This is a genomic window from Psychrobacter sp. 4Bb, assembly GCF_002836735.1.
Lineage (GTDB): Bacteria > Pseudomonadota > Gammaproteobacteria > Pseudomonadales > Moraxellaceae > Psychrobacter.
On the sequence record NZ_PJAS01000052.1, the window covers coordinates 1 to 21,764 of the forward strand.

At 42.9% G+C, this 21,764-nt stretch carries 13 protein-coding genes; 5 read left to right on the forward strand and 8 right to left on the reverse strand.

Features of this window, described 5'->3' with window-relative positions:
- Positions 1 to 349: 349 nt before the first annotated feature.
- From glyA to CXF60_RS03200, 3 genes are all read right to left on the reverse strand, one after another.
- A complete protein-coding gene (glyA, locus tag CXF60_RS03190; protein ID WP_102090768.1) occupies positions 350 to 1,606 on the reverse strand; it encodes a serine hydroxymethyltransferase in 1,257 nt (418 codons plus the stop codon).
- Positions 1,607 to 2,188: 582 nt separating this feature from the next.
- Positions 2,189 to 2,677 carry a chorismate--pyruvate lyase family protein gene (locus tag CXF60_RS03195; protein WP_102090769.1) on the reverse strand — a complete coding sequence of 163 codons (489 nt, stop codon included), beginning with the start codon at positions 2,675 to 2,677 and terminating at the stop codon, positions 2,189 to 2,191.
- A gap of 102 nt (positions 2,678 to 2,779) precedes the next feature.
- On the reverse strand, positions 2,780 to 4,159 hold the full coding sequence (locus tag CXF60_RS03200) for a GNAT family N-acetyltransferase (RefSeq protein ID WP_102090770.1): 1,380 nt from the start codon (positions 4,157 to 4,159) through the stop codon (positions 2,780 to 2,782).
- A 607-nt stretch (positions 4,160 to 4,766) separates the two neighbouring features.
- On the opposite strand from CXF60_RS03200, the gene CXF60_RS03205 reads away from it, so the two are divergent.
- Entirely contained in the window at positions 4,767 to 6,986 is a 2,220-nt protein-coding gene (locus tag CXF60_RS03205; RefSeq protein WP_102090771.1) for an NADP-dependent isocitrate dehydrogenase, read from the forward strand.
- A 233-nt stretch (positions 6,987 to 7,219) separates the two neighbouring features.
- Here CXF60_RS03205 and icd read toward each other — a convergent pair whose 3' ends face one another.
- Entirely contained in the window at positions 7,220 to 8,479 is a 1,260-nt protein-coding gene (gene icd / locus CXF60_RS03210; protein WP_102090772.1) for an NADP-dependent isocitrate dehydrogenase, read from the reverse strand.
- A gap of 437 nt (positions 8,480 to 8,916) precedes the next feature.
- On the opposite strand from icd, the gene CXF60_RS03215 reads away from it, so the two are divergent.
- Together CXF60_RS03215 and CXF60_RS03220 are read left to right on the forward strand one after the other, a co-directional pair.
- Positions 8,917 to 9,531, forward strand: a complete 615-nt coding sequence (locus tag CXF60_RS03215; RefSeq protein ID WP_102090773.1) for a pseudouridine synthase — start codon at positions 8,917 to 8,919, stop codon at positions 9,529 to 9,531.
- A gap of 213 nt (positions 9,532 to 9,744) precedes the next feature.
- Positions 9,745 to 10,599, forward strand: a complete 855-nt coding sequence (locus CXF60_RS03220) for a CopM family metallochaperone (RefSeq protein WP_102090774.1) — start codon at positions 9,745 to 9,747, stop codon at positions 10,597 to 10,599.
- A gap of 153 nt (positions 10,600 to 10,752) precedes the next feature.
- Here CXF60_RS03220 and CXF60_RS03225 read toward each other — a convergent pair whose 3' ends face one another.
- On the reverse strand, positions 10,753 to 12,783 hold the full coding sequence (locus tag CXF60_RS03225; RefSeq protein ID WP_102090775.1) for a M61 family metallopeptidase: 2,031 nt from the start codon (positions 12,781 to 12,783) through the stop codon (positions 10,753 to 10,755).
- Between the two features lie 324 nt (positions 12,784 to 13,107).
- Between CXF60_RS03225 and CXF60_RS03230 the strand changes: the two genes are divergently transcribed.
- A complete protein-coding gene (locus tag CXF60_RS03230) occupies positions 13,108 to 13,593 on the forward strand; it encodes an FKBP-type peptidyl-prolyl cis-trans isomerase (protein WP_057758283.1) in 486 nt (161 codons plus the stop codon).
- 505 nt (positions 13,594 to 14,098) lie between these two features.
- Here CXF60_RS03230 and CXF60_RS03235 read toward each other — a convergent pair.
- Complete coding sequence (locus CXF60_RS03235; protein WP_101205548.1) at positions 14,099 to 16,309, reverse strand: carboxy terminal-processing peptidase; 2,211 nt, start codon at positions 16,307 to 16,309, stop codon at positions 14,099 to 14,101.
- Between the two features lie 463 nt (positions 16,310 to 16,772).
- Here CXF60_RS03235 and nagZ point away from each other — a divergent pair, with 463 nt between their 5' ends.
- Positions 16,773 to 17,849, forward strand: coding sequence for a beta-N-acetylhexosaminidase (gene nagZ / locus CXF60_RS03240; protein WP_102090776.1), 1,077 nt, complete (start codon positions 16,773 to 16,775; stop codon positions 17,847 to 17,849).
- A gap of 113 nt (positions 17,850 to 17,962) precedes the next feature.
- Here nagZ and CXF60_RS03245 read toward each other — a convergent pair whose 3' ends face one another.
- Together CXF60_RS03245 and CXF60_RS03250 are read right to left on the reverse strand one after the other, a co-directional pair.
- Positions 17,963 to 19,558: an OmpA family protein gene (locus CXF60_RS03245; protein ID WP_102090777.1), complete on the reverse strand. Its 1,596-nt coding sequence runs from the start codon at positions 19,556 to 19,558 to the stop codon at positions 17,963 to 17,965.
- A gap of 295 nt (positions 19,559 to 19,853) precedes the next feature.
- Complete coding sequence (locus CXF60_RS03250; protein WP_102090778.1) at positions 19,854 to 21,497, reverse strand: hypothetical protein; 1,644 nt, start codon at positions 21,495 to 21,497, stop codon at positions 19,854 to 19,856.
- Positions 21,498 to 21,764 lie beyond the last annotated feature (267 nt).

Here is a 21,764-nt window from a genome sequence, read left to right on the forward strand (position 1 = left end):
ATACAAAGTGTAATTATTTATTATAATTTGTATTAGTATTATTACTAAATGTTCAATGCCAACTATATACTAATAGTTTTATATAAACAAAAAAATTTACATATTTTTCTTAATTAAACATCAACTTAGCTCTTTAAAACTAATAGCGGAACTCAGTCAAGCTCACTACATCTATCGAAAAATGTCGGTAGTAATTTTCAGGTTAAATAACGGACTTAAATATAATTAAAAGAGCTCAATGGCAATATCAACATAGGTTTGCGTTAAATGACATAATATTCATAGAGAGCAATAACAAAAAAACCGCTAAGCAAAAGCTTAGCGGTTTTTTTTATTACCATTCTAAAGTTTACTGATTTTTAGCATAGACTGGTAATTCTGCACAGATAGCTTCTACTTTAGCGCGTACTTCAGTAGCAATCGCTTCATCACCGCGGCTGTCTAGTACGTCACAGATCCAACCTGCCAACTCGCCCGCTTGTGCTTCGTTGAAACCGCGAGTAGTAATAGCTGGTGTACCGATACGGATACCAGAAGTCACGAATGGTGATTTTGGATCGTTTGGTACAGCGTTTTTGTTGACAGTGATGTGTGCTTCACCAAGCCATTTGTCCGCTTCTTTACCCGTCATTTCTTGCTTAACGAGACTGATCAGCATTAGATGGTTTTCAGTACCACCAGAGATGACTTCATAGCCGCGCTCTTGAACTACTTTTGCCATTGCTTGCGCGTTTTTCACTACTTGCTGCTGATACGTTTTGAAGTTATCTTCTAACGCTTCTTTAAAGCAAACCGCTTTTGCCGCGATGACATGCATTAACGGGCCACCTTGGTTGCCTGGGAATACAGCTGAGTTTAGCTTTTTAGCCAATACTTCATCACGCGACAAAATCATACCTGAGCGTGGGCCACGTAGGGTTTTGTGCGTCGTCGTTGTAACCACATCAGCGAAAGGTACTGGGTTTGGATAAACACCACCAGCAACTAGGCCTGCAACGTGAGCCATATCGACCAATAGATACGCGCCTACTTCGTCCGCGATGTCACGGAAACGCTGCCAGTCGACTACTTGTGAGTATGCTGAAAAACCCGCGATGATCATTTTTGGCTTATGCTCACGCGCCAAGCTCTCTACTTGATCATAATCAATAAGGCCAGTGCCATCTACCAATCCGTACTGTACGGCATTGTAGTTCAAACCTGAGAAGTTGATATGTGCGCCATGCGTCAAGTGACCACCAGCGTCTAAGCTCATGCCTAGTACAGTGTCATTTGCTTCTAGCAATGCTAAAAATACGGCTGAGTTTGCTTGGCTACCAGAATGCGGCTGAACGTTCACATACTCTGCACCGAACAATTCTTTAGCGCGGTCAATAGCCAATTGCTCAACTACATCCACATGCTCACAACCACCATAATAACGCTTGCCAGGATAGCCTTCTGCGTATTTGTTGGTAAGGTCAGTACCTTGTGCTTCCATCACTGCTTGTGAGCAGTAGTTTTCAGAGGCGATAAGCTCGATGTGGTTTTCTTGACGAACGCTTTCTGCGGCCATCGCTTCAGCAAGTACTGGATCAAAATCTTTGATAGAAATATCTTTAAACATAGTGATGTCCTAAGTAGTGACTGTCATTAAAAAACGTCATTGAAAAGAAGCTTATAGCCTGCCCACAATAAAACAACTACTGCGTCAACGTCGCTGAAGTACTATTAATACCTCTGCACGCTGTTTTTCTGCAGTCTGTTTTATGGTACGACCATTATTGTGAATGGAGTCTATTAGCAAAGATTAAAATAAGAATAAATACAGGCGACTGACCTGTTATTAACTTGACTGATTCGTCAATAAAATCGATGTACATTTGCATCGATATCATCGCGAAAGATTAAGTGTAACATGAAAATTTGTGCTGTGAGCGCAAAAAAACCTCACCTTAAGATGAGCGAATTAAATGCCTATATAACACAGATAAATAGCCAATAAAATAAAGGATTTACCCGTTGAATGTTTTCGCCAATATGCCTTTTTATGCTGATTTAGGCCTAAAATATTTTTAAGCGTGGCTAGATATAGTCAATTTAATATGATTTCGATACAAGGAAACCGAGTGTAGATGTATATCAAATACTTTAAGCGAGGTTAACCCAGTAATACTTTTATAGTGGAGTGACTATTATAGTGAAGTGATTATAAGAACGCCGGTAGGAACGTTTCGCTAATCATAAGCGTGCGACCATACCAATCATAACGCGTTTGTCGTTGCCAACCGTCACTCGTATGACTGATAAAACGCTCATTTGGCAAGGTACGGCGACGCTTAAATAACACGTAGCCGATAGGTGTGTTTTTCAGATGCTGAAGACGACGAGACTGACCTTTTAAACTGTTTAAAGGAAAGATGCTCTGTGCTTGGACCCATGGTATTTCATCATTACCATACAGCTGCACTTCCCGTACCCATGCCAGCATTGGACGATTTAGCATCATGCCTTGTACACCCAGCTGCTTTTTTTGAGCTAAAGTCAGCGAACGATAGCCTTCAAAGCTGCGTTTTACGCGCAGCGGCTGCCCTGCCTTCTCTTCTAATATCGCAGTGAGAGAGCCTTCAGCATTTAGCCAAGGTAAGAGTTCAGTAGGAGGTAAATCATTGGTAGAACTAAAAGAATTGCTGGTCATAGTTTATAGCTATTATTTTTTATAGGGTGTTTAACAATTAAAAGGTACATACGAATAAAAGCAGAGTGAGTCACAGCTGATTGCTATTATAAATTACTGCTATTAGGCACTACCATCAAATTTAGGCATATTGTCTGCATTAAAAGGCAGAGCTTCAAAAGCCTGCTGACGATACTGCGCCATATGCTCACGATCTCTAGCACAAAAATCGCCAATCGCTGGTACAAAACGCGGATCATAAATACGGTGGATGGAATGTGTTGTGGTTGGGATAAAACCACGTACTAGCTTATGCTCGCCTTGCGTGCCTGGATCAAAAGACATCAACCCTTGCTCAATAGCAAACTCAATACCTTGGTAGTAGCACAGCTCAAAATGCAAGCTGTCATACTCACCTAACGCGCCCCAGTAACGACCATATAAGGTGGCATTATTATCGCCATCAGCCTTATCACCATCAACATTGTCGCTATCAGGTCTGTCATATAAGAACAAACTGCTCGCGATAATCTCACCACTGGCGTCGAGTGCTTGTGCAAGCATTATATGCTCAGGCATGCTCACTGCCAATGCCATAAAAAAATCTATCGTCAAATAAGGCTGCTGTCCGCGTACTGCATAGGTCATCACATAACAGTGATAAAAAGCCTTCCAATCAGCATCGCTAATAGCATCGCCGCATTTTCGCTGGCAAATAATGCCTTGCTCGGCAACTTTACGGCGCTCAGCCCGAATGGTTTTACGCTTTTTGGCTTTTAAGGTCATCAAAAACGCATCAAAATCTGCAAATGGCTTACTGTCATTAAGTAAGTCTTTGTTTTGCCATAAGAACTGGCAGCCTTGACGCTCAAATATCGGTAGCTCAATAGCAGCTGATTCTACGCCGCTTTCTTGAGCCGCTATAGCAAGCTCTACATCAATTTCAGTTGGCATAGATGTAGTGGCGATAGAAGCAAGCTCAGGTGTCACAAACAGTCCATGCCAGCTTGAGGCGCCCACTTGTTGAGCGATATCATCGATACCTGCGATGGCTGTTTTGAGAATATCTTCATTTAAGGTTTCACCTTTTGCCAACCAAATTCTTTGACCGGTAATCGGTGTATATGGTGCGCTAGTGACCAATCGCGGATAATAATCAACGCCATAGCGTGCATAAGCTTCAGCCCATGCATGATCAAATACAAACTCACCGCGATGATGACCTTTTATAAATACTGGCATGACAGCTACAGGCTGCAATGCATTTTCTGCTGCGCTATCTACTAAGGTATCAGTACTCTCTTCACTATCCGCACTATTAGCAGCATCGGCGACACGATGTACCAAAATAAATATTGGTAGCCACCCTGCCTGCTCACCAATTGCTCCGGTGTCAGTCAACGCTTGCCAAAAAGCAAATGACATAAAAGGGGTATCTGGCGTCTGCCACTCTGTTTGGCTCTGCCAGCTGGTATCATTAATCAGCGCATACTCTAAACTCATATTCACCGTCACTATTATAATCGCGATATATTTATCGATAACCAATCTATTGATGACCTAGACTAGCAAATTTTTACGACATTGCTGTCACAATTTGCAAAAACTTATCTGCACCTAATAAAAAACCACCAACGATAACGCGGGTGGTTTGTACGACTGCGCTCATAGGCAGTGAGATCAATATAAAACGTCATGAAAAAACAGTAGTTGTATGGAAAAGATGATATCGAAGCCGATGACTGGTAGAATAAGGTTGTTATTAGCTTAGTATAATTCGAAACCATAGGATACGAGCTAAAACAGTATACTTAGTTCATGGTATACGATTGACATCCTATCGGATTTATAGTGGATTGATTATAATGTAGCGTCAGTGATTCACTTTTAGGCAGTTTTGCACCGACCGTTAACGTGTTGCCTTTAAATGCTTTTTTCGTGAATATTATTAAAAGAAAATGTCTGACCTGTCTTAAAAATTTCTAAGAAGCTACATATGAAGTACTTGTTCTAACCATATCATAGATTATTGCATAGTATCATTGACGCATATTCAACACTATATTTGAGCTTTATTATTAACTACAGCCTAAAGGAAGATCTAACTAAAATGTCAAAAATTATTTATACAAAAACTGACGAAGCCCCAGCGCTGGCGACTCTGTCGTTCTTACCTATTGTCGAAGCATTCACTAAAACAGCAGGCGTTGAAGTTGAAACCAGCGACATCTCTGTTGCAGCGCGTATATTGGCTGAATTTCCTGAATACTTGACCGAAGAGCAACGTGTCCCGGACAACTTAGCTGAGCTAGGTCGTCTGACTCAAGATCCAAACACCAATATCATCAAACTGCCAAACATCAGTGCTTCTGTACAGCAGTTAAAAGCTGCTATTAAAGAGCTACAGAGCAAAGGCTATGCCATCCCTAACTTCCCAGAAGACCCACAAACTGATGAAGAAAAAGAGCTACGCAAGCGCTATGGCAAAAGCTTAGGCAGTTCAGTGAACCCAGTACTGCGTGAAGGTAACTCAGATCGCCGCGCGCCTAAAGCCGTCAAAAACTATGCACGCAAGCATCCACACTCTATGGGTGAGTGGAAGCAATGGTCAAGCACGCACGTATCACACATGCATGGCGGCGACTTCTACGATGGCGAGCAATCTACGACATTAGATAAAGCTCGTACGGTACGTATGGAGTTGTTACTTGATGACGGTACTCAAAAAGTATTAAAGCCTAAAATTGCTTTGCTTGATAAAGAAGTCATCGATCTGATGGTCATGAGCAAAAAAGCACTATTAGAGTTTTATGAGCGTGAAATGGAAGATTGCCGCGAAGCTGGTATCTTGTTCTCATTGCACGTAAAAGCAACCATGATGAAGGTCTCGCATCCTATCGTCTTTGGTCATGCGGTTAGAATCTACTACAAAGAAGCCTTTGAAAAACATGGCGCATTCTTTGATGAGTTAGGTATTAACGTCAACAACGGTATGGCAGATCTATACGATAAGATCTCAACGCTACCAGCTTCAAAACGTGAAGAAATTGAGCGTGATTTACATGCGTGTCAAGAGCATCGCCCACGTCTGGCGATGGTTGACTCTTCAAAAGGTATCACCAACTTCCATTCACCAAGTGATGTAATCGTTGATGCTTCTATGCCAGCGATGATTCGTTCAGGTGGTAAAATGTGGGGTGCTGATGGCAAAATGTATGACTGTAAAGCCGTCATGCCAGAGTCTACCTTTGCGCGTATTTACCAAGAAATGATTAACTTCTGCAAATGGCATGGTAACTTTGATCCAAAAACAATGGGCACCGTTCCTAACGTTGGCCTAATGGCTCAAAAAGCTGAAGAATATGGCTCGCACGACAAGACTTTTGAGTCTAGCGATGCTGGTATTGCACGTATCGTCGACATTGATACTGATGAAGTATTACTTGAAAAACGTGTTGAGAAAGGTGATATCTGGCGCATGTGTCAGGTTAAAGATGAGCCTATTCAAGACTGGGTAAAACTTGCTGTACGCCGTGCTCGTGAATCAGATACGCCTGTTATCTTCTGGTTAGACCCATACCGTCCACATGAAAACGAGCTAATCAAAAAAGTTAGAACCTATCTAAAAGATCATGATACTACTGGCTTACATATCGAGATTATGTCTCAGGTTCGTGCGATGCGTTATACCCTAGAGCGCGTTGCTCGTGGTCTAGATACTATCTCTGCGACCGGTAACATCCTACGCGATTACCTAACTGACTTGTTCCCTATCCTAGAGCTAGGTACCAGTGCCAAGATGCTATCAGTTGTACCATTAATGAAAGGCGGCGGTTTGTTTGAAACTGGTGCTGGTGGTTCTGCACCGAAGCACGTTGAGCAGCTGACAGAAGAAAACCATCTACGTTGGGATTCACTTGGTGAGTTCTTGGCCTTGACGGTATCGTTGGAGCATCTTGCAAACAACGACAACAATGCTAAGGCTCAAATCTTGGCAGACACGCTAGATACAGCAACAGAAAAACTGCTACTAAACGATAAGTCGCCATCACGTAAAACTGGCGAGCTCGACAACCGTGGTAGCCATTTCTATCTAGCAATGTACTGGGCAGAAGAGCTTGCAGCGCAAGATCAAGATAGCGAGCTAAAAGCGCAATTTACACCATTCGCGCAAAAGCTAAAAGAGAACGAAGAAGCCATCGTTAAAGAACTTAACCAAGCTCAAGGCAAGCCAGTAGACATCAAAGGCTACTACTATGCTGATGAAGAATTGGCTAAGAAAGCAATGCGTCCAAGCGCTCTGTTTAACGAGACATTGGCATCGCTATAATTTAAGCGATTGCTCTTAGACCATTAAGCCTAATCGCTTTTGGTTTTTATACCCAGAAGCGATTAAGCAAGTTTAAGTCTTGGTAAAAAACACCTCAACCGTCTTAGAACATTGAGGTGTTTTTTTATGTTTTCTAAAAGTTTTATAAAGAGTGAAATAAAAAAAGCCACCTATTTATATAGGCAGCTTTTGATACATAGTCATAAAATAGAATGATTAGAGTTTAAGTAGTCTTAGGCTTCCATATGCTTAATAATCGCCTTACCAAACTCAGAAGTACTCAGTAAGGTAGCATCTGGCATCAGACGCTCAAAATCATACGTGACTGTTTTATTGGCAATCGCCCCTTGGATACCACTGATAACAAGGTCAGCTGCTTCCATCCAGCCCATATCACGAAGCATCATCTCAGCAGACAATATCAATGAGCCTGGGTTCACTTTATTCTGACCAGCGTACTTGGGCGCAGTACCGTGCGTCGCTTCATAAACAGCAATCGCGCCGCCTTTGTTTGCACCTGGTGCGATACCAATACCACCTACTTCAGCGGCCAATGCATCAGAGATATAGTCACCGTTTAGATTGAGTGTCGCCACTACAGAATAGTCTGCAGGACGCATCAAAATCTGCTGCAAAAACGCATCAGCGATGACGTCTTTAATAATAATATCGTTACCCATTTTTGGATTTTTCATGGTCATCCATGGACCACCATCTAATAGCTCTGCACCAAAACGCTCTGCCGCTAGCTCATAACCCCAATCCTTAAATGCACCCTCTGTAAACTTCATGATATTGCCTTTGTGCACTAGGGTCACATTTGGCAAATCATTATCGATGGCATGCTGAATCGCTTTTCGTACTAAGCGCTGTGAGCCTTCTTTTGAAACAGGCTTGATACCGATGCCGTAGTCTTCAGGGAAGCGAATACTGGTTACCCCCATCTCATCTCTTAAGAAATTGATAACTTTTTTGGCATCATCACTGCCCGCTTTCCACTCGATACCCGTGTAGATATCTTCTGTATTTTCACGGAAAATAACCATGTTCGTCAGCTCTGGATGCTGCACTGGGCTTGGTACGCCCTCAAACCAGCGTACGGGGCGTTGACAGACATACAGATCGAGGTTTTGGCGCACTGCGACGTTTAGCGAACTAAAGCCACCACCCACTGGCGTGGTCAATGGACCCTTGATACTAATGACGTAGTCTTTTAGAATCTCTAGCGTCTCGCTTGGCAAATAATCGCCGTCATATACTTTCGCTGCCTTTTCACCAAGATACGTCTCCATCCAAATGATAGACTTCTTGCCGTGATACGCTTTATCAACCGCAGCATTGACTACTTTTATCATGACAGGCGTGATATCTACACCGATTCCATCACCTTCCACAAACGGAATGATCGGATGGTTGGGAACATTTAATGTTAAATCTGCGTTTACGGTCACTTTTTCGCCGTCTCTTGGCACGATAACCTTATCATATGACATCGATGATACTCCTTGGTTGTATGTTGGACGTCGCAAGCGAACTAGACACTTTGTTATGCTAACCGTTTTATTATAGTTGTAACGCTCTGGGCGCTTATCGGTTAAGCAAAGCTTTGATGAGTACGACACTTGCGGCATTGATTTAAACAATGTTAAAAATAGCTCGAAGCTAAAAAATTAAAATAAAGACCCAAACAATAATTATCGCTTGCAGCTAGTAGATATTTCTCTATTAAAAATATAAATACCACTATCAGAATGCGGATTTAGGATAAAAGCAAATTTATACAAGCGCTGTCCTACTTTTGTAGCAGGTCATGTAGCATACAGCACGTTAAATATATCGCCCGTAGTCTTGTCGCTTAATACTAGCTCTGCATCACAAAACATACGCTACAATGATTCATTGTCCCTCAAAAACTAGGAAACACCTTTTTATGTCTACTTCTAGTCTCATTCTATTCAACAAGCCTTATGGCGTGCAAAGTCAGTTTAGAGATGATAGTAATAACGACCACACCACCCTATCGCAATACTTTACTGACAAGGCTTTGCGAGTTGCTGGTAGGCTAGATGCCACTTCAGAGGGCTTGCTGATTTTGACTGATGATGGTCGCGTTAATAAAGCAATTACTCATCCGCCAAAAGCCAATGCAGGGCGCAAACAAGGTAAAACTTATTTAGTACAAGTAGAAGGAACGCCTACTGCTGAGCAACTCAATAAGCTCAAACGTGGCGTGGTTTTAAAAGATGGTAAAACGCTACCTGCTGAGGTCAAACACGTCAGTGAAGATGAGCTACCGATGGTACTCTGGCAACGTAGTCCACCAATACGTGAGCGTAAAAGCGTACCGGACTCATGGCTAATGCTGACAATATATGAAGGTAAAAACCGCCAAGTCAGACGTATGACAGCGCACGTCGGTCTGCCTTGTCTGCGTTTAATACGTTGGTCAGTGGCAGGATTTGAGCTAGGTGAGTTAGCTGTTGGGGAGTTTGTACGTGTTCATCTAACTAGCGAACACTGTCGTCAGCTAGGTATTTCTAGCTAGTTTAGATGGTTTTAAGTTTATGTATTGTTGGTTAGTTCACACTGTTTGACTGTTTAGCCACGAATATAAAGCTCTGACACTAATATATTACGACCTGTTAAACATAGTGTCTCGAATGGGTAAGGTTTATCTGCTAACATTCAGCACGTAATTGATTATGTATAATAAGTATTATCCATTTATCGTTTGGTTTTTTCACAATAGGGATATGTCATGATTGCTTCTCGTCGTTTTCTTTCGTTGATCACTAGTATTTCTGCGGCGCTTGTATTGAGTGCTTGTCAGCCAACGACAGATGACAGCCAATCAAATCCTGCGGAAGAAACCTCACCGCCAGTGACTGATATGCCACATGCTGAGCATGACGATATGGCAGATGATACTCTAACAAATGACAGCGATAATAGTGTCATTGATGAGTCTCAAATGAGCGATATGCTCAGAGACTATACGAGATCGATGACTAGAATGCATGACGAGATGATGATTGGGATGGGGTATAACGATCCTGATACTGCTTTTGCTAAAGGCATGTTGGGACATCATCGCGGCGCGGTAGATATGGCAAAAATAGAGCTCAAGTATGGCACTGACGAAGCGATGCGCCAACTTGCTCAAGACCTCATCACGGCACAGCAAGCTGAAATCGATGTCTTAAACAAGTGGCTGGCTAGCCATCCTGATGCTGCCAAACCTAAGCCAAATACTGTGGCGATGCAGCAAGCATATGCTAAAAGCATGGAAAATATGCATGGCGAAATGACTTTGGGTGTGGCTGATCCCGTGCCTGATATGGCGTTTGCACGCGGCATGCTACCGCATCATATTGCCGCTGTTGATATGGCAAAAGTTCAGCTCGAATATGGGACAGATGAGGAGATGCGTCAGTTGGCGCAAGACGTCATTGATAACCAGCAAACTGAAATTGATGTGATGAAAAACTGGATTGCTGCGCTTGAGGCTGCAAGTAGCAACGAAGACGATAGTTCTGTAGATGAAAATATTGAGCCCGAATTTACCGATGATAAGAACCTAGATAGCCCAGATACTAAAGCTAAAGAGCAGTAAACGTATATCTTCTTGCCAACCTCTGATCTATCGAGCATTTAAGTTGCTTGGATATATTTACAATATTAAAAGTGATTTAAAAAACCCTCTTCTAAGCAGTATTGCTTGGATGAGGGTTTTTCGTATGGAAAGGTATTTTATATAGCATTGAGGCTACCGCTTCATAACATTAAGCCATGTCTCCCAACCTGCCTCACTTTTTAATTGCTCATTATCATTCTCTAGAGTCTTATCTTCTTTTGCTAAGCGTAGGCTTACTTTATGAGGAGGTACTGCTCCAGTCATGCCAGTTGTCTCATCTCGCGGCTTCACTTTAGTTGTCGTTTCGGGTTGAACCTGAACACACATCAGCTCATCGCGACGGAATAAATAACATTCAACAGGGTGCGCTATATTAACCAAGGCGGTAAGTTGTTTCGTATCTGCTTTGATGCCGTCAATCGCGATAATAACATCATGCGCTGAAATACCAGCTCTAGCGGCAATACTACCTCGCATCACACGATTGACTTTGAGTCCAGCTGGCGTCTCATTACATCGCATACCCCAAGGCACATGCTTGTCTGCCGTTTCTTTAGTATTCGCCTGTATTTTGACACCGTTTGCCATTAGCAACGCTTCAATTGGCAGCTCTTCCACCCCATTGACGTAACGGCGTTCAAAATCTTCCCATTCTGCTAGCGGCATAAACTGCTCAATGACTGAGCCCATGTCAGCACTACTGATACCAATTCGCTTACTGTCGTTCTGCTTGGCTTGAGTATAAAAAGCTTTGACCACATCAAACAAACGATAACGACCATCACTATTTTTGAGTAAGATTAGATCCAGACATAGAGCTACCAACGCGCCTTTATTATAGTAGCTGATACCTGCGTTGCCTGTATTTTCATCGGTACGATACAGCTTAATCCAAGCATCAAAACTTGATTCTGCTACACTTTGATTACCACGCCCTGGGGTCTGATAATAGCGATTGATTTGCTCGGCTAGCAGACGCAGATAATTGGCTTTATCAATCACACCTGACGCTTGCAACATAAAGTCATCGATATAAGACGTAAACCCTTCGAACACCCAAAGTAATGGCGTAAATGCTTCACGGCGCAAATCGACATCGATCATGACATCAGGACGTACCGTCTTTACCCACCATGAATGAAAATACTCATGACTGCATAAGCCTAAAAACCGCTGATAATCTGTACTTGGTAACTTTGGTTCATTGGCATTTGGCAAGTCATTGCGCGGGGTAATAAGGCTAGTAGAGTTGATATGCTCAAGCCCACCATAATCTTGACCGCTGGCAAAGGTCATAAAGGTATAATCATCAAATGGCGCATCGCCTAACCAATCTACATAGGTCTGACAAATCTGAGTAATATCCTGCTGCAATCGACCTAGATTGGCACTCTGCTTACCTGACAGGTAAAAGCTATGATGTAGCGTCTGATGCTCATTATCATGAATAATAAAATCAAAATTTTCTTGTTCAGCGATTTCAAATGGATAATCAATCAACTCGTGATAATTCGTTGCCTGTAACTTGTAAATGTGCTGATGGCTCGCTTGCTGACGGCCTTTTTGCTGTTGATCAATATGCAGGTACGTAGCATCCAAACCACAGGCCAACAGTACTTTGCTACTTTCTTTGTCTGCAAAAAATGTCTCAGGAACGATTAAGCTAACTTGGACAGGTGCTTGCTCTTGCCCTTCGATGGCAAGCGCAAGCGAGGTGAAATTACCATAAAGTCGTTGCTGATCGACGTAGGCCGTACGCACAGACAAGTCATAGCAATAGACTTCGTACTCGACGATGACCGTCTGCCCTGCTTGCACCGCTGGCAGCTGCCATGTGTTTTTGTCAATTTTTTGCGCGCGACAAGTCTCTGACTGCTCGTTACTATCCGCTGTTTGAGCCTCTAGTACTTGATAATGGACCGCCGTGATGTTTCGAGCAAACTCACGCATTAGATAACTGCCTGGTATCCACGCTGGTAACCAGAGCTGCGGCGCATCGGATACTGCTGTAAAGCTCAGTGATACATCGACCAAGTGCTCGTAGAAACGGGCAAAGTCAAATTGATAGCTTATATCAGCTATCGTTTTGGTCTTAGTATCATCATGATTGGTTGAAATATTGCTCGCTGGTTGTTTGGTAGTGGTATTGGCAAATGCAGTCATCGTATCTCTCGTCCTTATTTTTATAATTATGCTAGAAGTCCTGCTCTAAAAAAGCAACTCCTAAACCATGAATAGCCAATAGCTATGCATTAACTATAGAAAATAGCAGTTATTATTGTAAATTGTGGCATTAATTGGCATTTTTTATGTTTTTTGCCTTGAAAGTTATGTGGGCCATCTCAATTAAAGATGCTAACTGCTAAAGTTACTTTAATAAACTGATGATAATTGACTAATGACGTGGCCTTTTGGCTTGCAGATTGGCTTTTTTAGGTTTATTGCAACCGTATTTAATTTTTTACATAGATATATTTAGGATATTTTATGACTACTATCGCAAAAGACACTGCCGTCAAATTCAATTACACACTAAAAGACGACGAAGGCAATATCCTTGACCAGTCACCAGAAGGTCAGCCACTTGCTTATCTACATGGTCACAGCAACATTATCCCAGGCCTAGAAGCACAATTAGAAGGTAAGTCTGCTGGCGAAAAAGTTAATGCAGTCGTTGAACCTGCTGATGGCTACGGCGAATACCAAGAGCAAGCAGTACAGCATGTACCACGTGACAACTTCCAAGGCGTTGATGACATTCAGCCTGGTATGCAGTTCCAGTCAGAAGCTGGTGGCCAAGTAATGTTGGTTACTGTGACTGCTGTAAACGATCAAGAAGTGACTGTTGATGCAAACCATCCATTGGCTGGTAAGCGTTTGACATTTGATGTTGAAATCCAAGAAGTACGTGCAGCAACTGAAGACGAACTAAACCATGGCCATGTACATGGTGCAGGTGGCGTTGAGCACTAATCTCTTCTAGAGTATAGTGAAAATAGTTAGATGGTAAGTTATTAGATTTATCATCTAATCTAAAAGGCCAGTAGCTGATCAGGTTACTGGCCTTTTTTATGCTTATCTCATGGTAAGTTTTGAATTAATATAAATGTCCTAAACTTGAATACTATCTATTTAAAGAATCCGCTATAAACATTATTAATATCCAGACGTAACAAAGCCGCATAACGACAAGCGTCATGCGGCTTTTATTACCAACCATCCATGTTAGCGTTACGTGATACCTAATCCCGGGGCATCTCATAACTGACAGGCATCCAGCCTTATCATCCTTAATCAGCAAACTACTTATCCCTAGTGCGACCTTTAAGATACCAATCCCTAGTATCAATGAACCGTTTCGTTCAATCGTGCCGTACAGTTATAGTCGCAGATTGACCCTTCGTTGGTAAGAGGTCTAAACGTCAATCTATGTAAGCATATGCTTACATAGATTACGTAACGCTATAATAACTTCACATTATAGCTTCTCTTCAGGGCTAAGCATTGTCTTAGGTTCAGCGCTGAGCATCAGGTAAGCTGCCTCATTGATAAACGCTTCATCCTCTGGTAATTCTGGACGTTCAGCTGCTTTCATACGGCTACGTTCTTCAAACTTTGCGTCCATCGCTGCTTGATAAGTATTCCAGTTAGAGTATGGACGCTCACCAGTTGCGATAAGGCGTTTGTTTTCTGCTTCTAATGAGCGTTTCTCAATTAGTTGCATTTTGGCTCGGCGGCTATTGATATCTAAACGAACAGGTTTCTTTTCATCATCCATGTTACGAATATCGTTTAGCGTCGACAGATAAGTAAACTGCGGGTCTTTCTGTTGGCGAATCTTAGACTGCTGATTGAGCGTCGCCAATGTATCACTGGTAAATTTCCCTTCAGGCTTATACGGCGCCGTTCTAATAGTATCCCAAGGCAATGCTTTTTTCTGAGCACGCTCGCCAAAGGTTGCATCATCATAGATATTAACTAGCTCAACGTCCGGTACGACACCTTTATTCTGTGTACTACCGCCAGTGACACGATAAAACTTACGCTGAGTTAAGGTAGCAGAGCCTAAAGCTAAGCTATCAAGCTGGATCTGCGCAGAGCCTTTACCAGTTGTCGTACTACCAACTACTAATCCGCGACCATAGTCTTGAATAGCAGCGGCAAAGATTTCACTGGCTGAGGCTGATGCTAAGTTGGTAATGACTGCCATCTTGCCATCATACAACTGCTCGCCACCATCATTGTCGCGATACACCTGAATATTGCCGCGATTATCACGAATCTGTACCAGTGGTCCGCTCTTGATAAAGAAACCTAACATTTTGGCAACTTCATCCAACGAGCCGCCAGGGTTGTTGCGCAAATCAACCACTAGGCCATCGATATTTTGTTTATTCAACTCTTTTAACGCTTTTTCAGTATCAATACTGACGCTACGGTAGTCCTCACCATTACGACGCGCACGATAGTTTAGATAAAAGCTCGGTATCTCAAGTACGCCAATACGTTTTGGTGTCTTATCAATATTAGGACGCTGCACTTCTACCACTCGCTGAGTGACGCCTGACTCTTCTTGCTGAATGATGTCTCGTACTACCGTGACCGTACGGGCGCTAGCATCTGGCGTGTTAGGTTGACGTAGTTTCAGGGTGACCGATGTACCGCGTTTTCCGCGAATCAAGCTGACAATTTCACGCGTTGACCAGCCAACCACATCCGTCATGGTTTCGCCATCTTTTGCGATACCGACGATCAAATCATTAGGCTTGATTTGACCCGACTTGGCGGCTGGACCACCATCGACCAGAGTCACAATACGGGTATAGTCTGGATTTTTGCGATCTGGACGAATAGAGACACCAATGCCTTCTAACTGAAGACTAGACTGGATTTGCAGTTCAGTCGCTTGAATCGGTGCATAGTAATTACTGTGCGGATCATAAGTGAGCATCGCCGTATTTAAGATGGTTTCCATGATTTCATCATCTTTGAGGCGTTTAAACTGCTCTTGTTGACGCGATAAACGATTTTGCAAAATTTCATTTGGCGTACGTTCATCGTTACGTACCAAGTCTTGCCCACGAGTGATATCTGGGTTGCTTAAAAATACTTTCTCTTTGGCTTTTTCATCTTCTTGACCGAGCGTAATGCTCATCAACTGAAACTTTAACTGACGTTCCCAGTAATCACGCTGCTCTTTTTTGGTTTTAAAATGGCCGAGTTTTTCGCGATCAAGAATGATTGTGTCGTTACCTGTCAAATCAATATCTGTTTTGAGCATTTTGGTGGCCATCGCAAAGTACTCGTTTGAGCGTTTGCGATAACGATCAAACACCTCTACCCCTGCAGACAGATCACCTTGCTTTAGGCGAGCGCCAAAGTCTTCAGCGTGTTTTTTCTTAAGCTCATCGACATCGGATTGCAAAAACAACGTATGGTTTGGGTCAAGGCTATCAATATACATTGATAGGATTTCGCTACCAGTCTTACTATCTAAAGGCTGATTAAGATAATGACTGCGATCCAGCAAAGCGGCTACTTGACGGGTGGTGACCTTTTGCTCAGGGGTCTGAACGAAACTTCCCGTATTGGTCTCGGCGACTGCAGTACCGTAGCTTTGGGTTAAGATAATACCGGCGATGCCCACTGACGCTGCACTGAGTAACCACTGTGCTGGTTGTTTTTTCATCATATGTACCTAGTTATTTGAAGTTAATAGTATTGGGTAATTCATCAGAATTAGAAATGCTCGAATCTGTTACGACCTATAAATGCTGTGTTTTTTATTCTTATACTTTATGCATCATTAAATACTGATATATAGTCAAAAATCAATCAATATTATCACGTGCATAAATACTGAACTGTCTCAAACTGTATAAGCAATCTTACACGCTACGTTTGTACATACCAAACTTTCTATCACTTTTATCACACATAGCAATTGAGGGCTATCAACATTGATTTGATGACTAAACTTAAGGCTATTAGCAAATTGATTTGACCCCAATAATCTGCCACATTATGCTCAATTAATAATAGCTGTCATAATAAGATATCTGAACAATGACTGCTAAGCGATAAGATAGCCATAGATAGATAATCAGTCACTCTCATAATATAACCATATATAAAATAATAAGGATCACGCGATGTACGGCGTTTTAATGATAGATATCGATAGTACCGCTTTGACCGCTGAGGATGTCAGCTTGATTAAACAAGCACAGGTCGGTGGAGTAATATTGTTTGGTCGTAACGTCACAGATGCGGCCCAAGTCAGAGCACTATGCGACGATATACGTTATCACAATCAAGACATGCTTATCGGTGTGGACCAAGAAGGTGGACGAGTCGCGAGGCTACGTGAAGGATTCACGCCCTTGCCTGCTATGGGTCGATTGGGTGAGCTATTCAATCAAGACCCAAGCCAGGCACTTAGCTGCGCCTACGATTGCGGTTATCTAATGGCAGCTGAAGTATTAGCTGTAGGAATCGATTTGAGCTTTGCGCCTGTGTTGGATAGAGATGGCATTAGCCAAGTCATCGGTGATCGCAGCTTTCATCATGAGCCGCAAGCCATCACTGCGCTTGCAACACAGTTTATGCGTGGAATGAAAGCGGCTGGTATGGCAACCACTGGTAAACACTTCCCCGGTCATGGTGCCATCGCTCCTGACTCTCACGTATCAGAAGCCATTGATACGCGCAGCTTAGATGAAATCATTAATAGCGACATGCAACCTTTTGCTCAAACGCTACATAGTCTGGACGCTCTTATGCCAGCACATGTGATATTTTCGCAAGTAGACGACAAGCCAGCAGGATTCTCTAAAATTTGGCTACAAGATATCATTCGAGATGAGCTTAAATTTGATGGGGTACTATTCTCTGATGATTTATCGATGGCAGGTGCAAAGGCGGCTGGTGATGTCAGCGCTCGCGTAAAAGCGGCCATTGATGCAGGTTGTGATATTGCCCTCGTATGCAACGACCGTGTGGCTGCTCATGAGGCGGCTAAAGCTGCGCAAGATCTGCCTTACCCTAACCAGCAGCGTATCAAAACCATGCGCGGCAAAATCCCAACATGGCAAGGCGATCTTGAATCTACTTGCCAGCAATTTGAATACTGGCAGCAAGCCAAGCAAAATGTTACTCAGACTTTTTTTGATGCGCAAGCTGATGGTCAGACGGCTAAGGAATCAACAGATCCTACGCTGTATAAATAATAGCTTACTTAACTATCAACAAGTAGCATACAAAAAAACCGCACCTTTATAAGATGCGGTTTTTGTCATTTAACTACTACTGCGTAGCTATAAACAAAATAAGAACATGTAGATTAATTGGTTGGGTCTACCGCAGTACCTTGGGTAGCGTCATCGCCATCTGGTAACAAATCATCGTTGTTACTATCTAATGGGTTCATATCTGGATCTAGCGAATCACTGTTTATCATCATGCCATCATTGGCGCTGACCACTTCGTCATTGACCATAAATTCAATACGGCGATTGCGAAAGCGACCTTGTTCGGTTGAATTATCTGCGATTGGTTCTGATTCGCCCATACCTTTGGTCGTTAGTTTACTGGCATCAACCCCTTTAGACACTAGATACGCTTTCACTGACTCAGCACGCTCCTGAGACAGCTCCATATTATAGGTATCAGAGGCTTGACTGTCTGTATGACCGACAATCATCAGCTTCATATCAGGTACGTTGTTGATGATTTCTGCAGCACGGTCTAACAGCGCTTTATTGACTTCAGGTATAACCGCTTCATCTACTTGGAAGTTAATCACCTGAATACTCAAAGCGCGAGCAACGTCACGTGGATCTGGGTTATCACCCAGATTGGTCATCGCCACATCTGCAGCAGCCAGACTGTCATCAATCTCGCCTTGCAAGTCTAATGGGCCTTCAGCTTGCACGGTCATGGCAGGAGCAGCTGCTTGTAGGTCAGCAACCAACTTGTCCAACGCGGCTTTATCAGGAGCATTCACAGTAATGTTATCGCCTTTGATAATCATGCTCGCGTTCGGTACATTTTTGATAATTGGTAATATCGTAGCCAGTTGAGCAGATGCTGGCATATCTACTGCAAAATTATCATCAACGTCAGCACGGCATTTATTGGCTTCATCACCAAATGCACCAGTCAAAGCGTTCATAACATTGGTTTGTAGTGTCTCATCACCCACGCTCATACGACAAGCATACAGCTCGCTATTTTCACCAGTTGAGATACTTAGTGATGCAGGCTCAATCGCGCCGGCAACCGCTAATGCCTCATTACCTTGCGCCCCTTGCTGTACTGTAGCCGCTGGCGTTGCTACAGGCTCAGGGTTTTCTTGACAGCCTCTGAGTAGTGCCCAAGCCAGTGCACCCAAGATAATCAAACCAATAATAGGTAGCAGCGCTTTCATAAAGCTCTCTTTTGGCTCTTCTTCTTTTTCTAGTGGTGCTGTACTGGTGGTATCAGAAATAGGTGTACCAGCCGTAGAGGTGGCAGCGACCGCACTAGCAGGCAAAACAGTACCCGCCCATGCAGGGATATGATGCTGATAACTGTTCAGGTTGTCATTCAAAAATTGCGGAACGGGCGTGGTACCAGCCAAGCTTTTGATCTCATGAAAAGCCAGTGGCGCTGCCATCGCAATCAAACCACGTGAGGCCGTTGCATCGACATTATGTTTGCCTGCTAATTCGCGAGAGATTTGGTCGCGGTGTGCCCCTTCTGTCCATACACGGTCATAAAAAGCATTGTCATCACGGGCAATGTTTTCATTGGCAAAGCGGCTAAAAGTATCATTGTCTGCAAGACGAGCAGCAAAAATGGCATAAAACTGTTCTAGTAGATTTTTCTTAGCTGGGCTACGGTCATCTTCCAATACGGCTGGGCTGACGGTGCGTGTCAAGTGGCTAATAATATCCATAATATGGCTCTCCCCTTAATTTTTATTTATATGATTCGTTTGCTCAAAAAGCAGCTATTTCATTCTTTTGTATTCAATCGTCATAGTAGTCATGGTGGCGATAAATCCATCAAACTACTTTATTTGGTTTTGATTATTATAAAATTCTTAAGCTGCTATTCACAGTCTGTACGTTGTTGTGCAAATGATACAGTAAGTAATGTTTCGGTTGGCACACGTAACTGTAGCCAAGTTACATGAAAAGATAGGCCGTATAAAAAGACACACCCTATGACACAGCGTGCCTTAGAAAAAACTACCTAACTTGAGCTGGTTCAGCAACGATAACCGTGTTTGCCATCTCATCCACTTCTGAAGGTGAAAAAGGGCCTGGCGGTCTAGTCGTTTGATTATTCGAAGGAAAGTTGTTGGGAATATTGCTCGCGCCATTAGTAGGCAGATTGGTGGGCGCATTATTAAAGCTATTATTGTTAGGCAAAGGAGTTGGTATCACACGATCTCCAGTATCATCATCCGATGCTTGGTATTCGCCAGAGTTACTATTTACCCCATTATTATTGAATTGGTTATTAATCCCCGCCCCATCATCTACAAACTGGTTATTTGCGTTTGCCATATTGTTCGTAGCATCACCAATATTACTATTATCAGGCAATGGCAGTGGTGCTGTACTCTCGACTACCATCGTTGGTGCTAAGTTGCGTACTTCTGTGACCAGTCTTTGTAGCAGCATATTGTCTGGCGCCTCTAGTGTGAGACGGTCATTTTGCACATGCAAACGTGCAAATGGTGTTGATCTAAGCATCGTCAAGACATTGGGCAGTATTTCGGCAGGCATATTAGCGATTGTGGTTGCTACCCCATCCTGTATGTTCAACTCACAAATACTTGCCTGCTCACCAAAGCTTGTATTAAGCGCCTGTTGCAACGTGCTTTGCAGCGCAGCATCGCCAACGGTCGCACTACAAGTGTACAAGTTGCCGCCGTTATCAACACCGACAATAAGCTCAACAGGAGTCGTTGTTGGTACAGGAGGCACGGGTGCTGGCGGTGGTTCAACAGGTGCCGTGGCCACAGGCTCTACTGGTATTTCATTATTGGGTTTCACTAATAATGCCCATGCTGCTAGTGCAAGCGCGGCCAAAGCTACTATTAATAAAAATACACGTATTAGTAGATCGTTGCGTTGATTACGAGTACGCACCTGTGCACGCTTTAAATTACTGTTTTCTGCCAAATGGTAGGCTGCTGGATTGGCATGAATAGCATCACTATTGGCAATCGTATCGTTATCTAACGCTTCAGTGTTTGCGCGCTCAGCAGTTGATATTTGCTCTATACTTTCTGCATCAGTGTTCGTTATTGGTGTGTCTATGCCAGCTATGCCAGTAGCTAAAGTAGCGTCCTCAATTCTATTCGATATGTCGTCACTTACTGGCATATGTACTGGCACATAGTCATCATCTGAATTGAAACTTGTTTGTATTTGCTGACTAACGCTTTGAATAGCCGTAATCACAGCGGTTGCCCAGATAGGTAAATATGGTCGTAAAGCAGCCTGTTTGTCTTGTAAAAATGCTGGCAAAAACTGCCCATTGGCCAATACTTTTAGCTCACGATATGCCAACGGGGTAGCACTAATTAGTAATTGCTCAGTTGTCTGTTCATCAATGTGATGGGTGGATGACAATTCTTGGACGATAGTCTCTTGCAGGCTTTTATCTTGCCATATTTGTTTAAATAAAGGACTTTCATTGTTGCTGCTAGTAATTACTTGGTCAGTACGCAGCAGCTGTGAATAAACCTGTGGCACAGCTAGGCGCGCAGCCAAAACGGCATAAAACTGCTCAAGTAAACTGACATAGGCGACATTATTGCTGTCATCATTACCCATTACAGCTGGGGTTACCGTTTGTTCTAGCTGGTCAATAATGTTCATATTTCACTGCCTCTATCAGCCTTATTGAAATGTGCAAAATTAAGCACTTATTTTATTTTTGTCCATGTCACTTGTGTATTTTGCTTCTTTGTCTAAAAGACTCATTGCAGCGCGGATGAATGAACACTACTCTCGTCTTTAACCTTGCTCCAAAAGTTTCACTTATGTTGCATGGTACACTGCTACATTATTCACTATAACCGCATAAAAAAGCATCGTTTTGTCACACAATAGGTATTCGCGTTATCGCAACTGCTGTTAGTATTA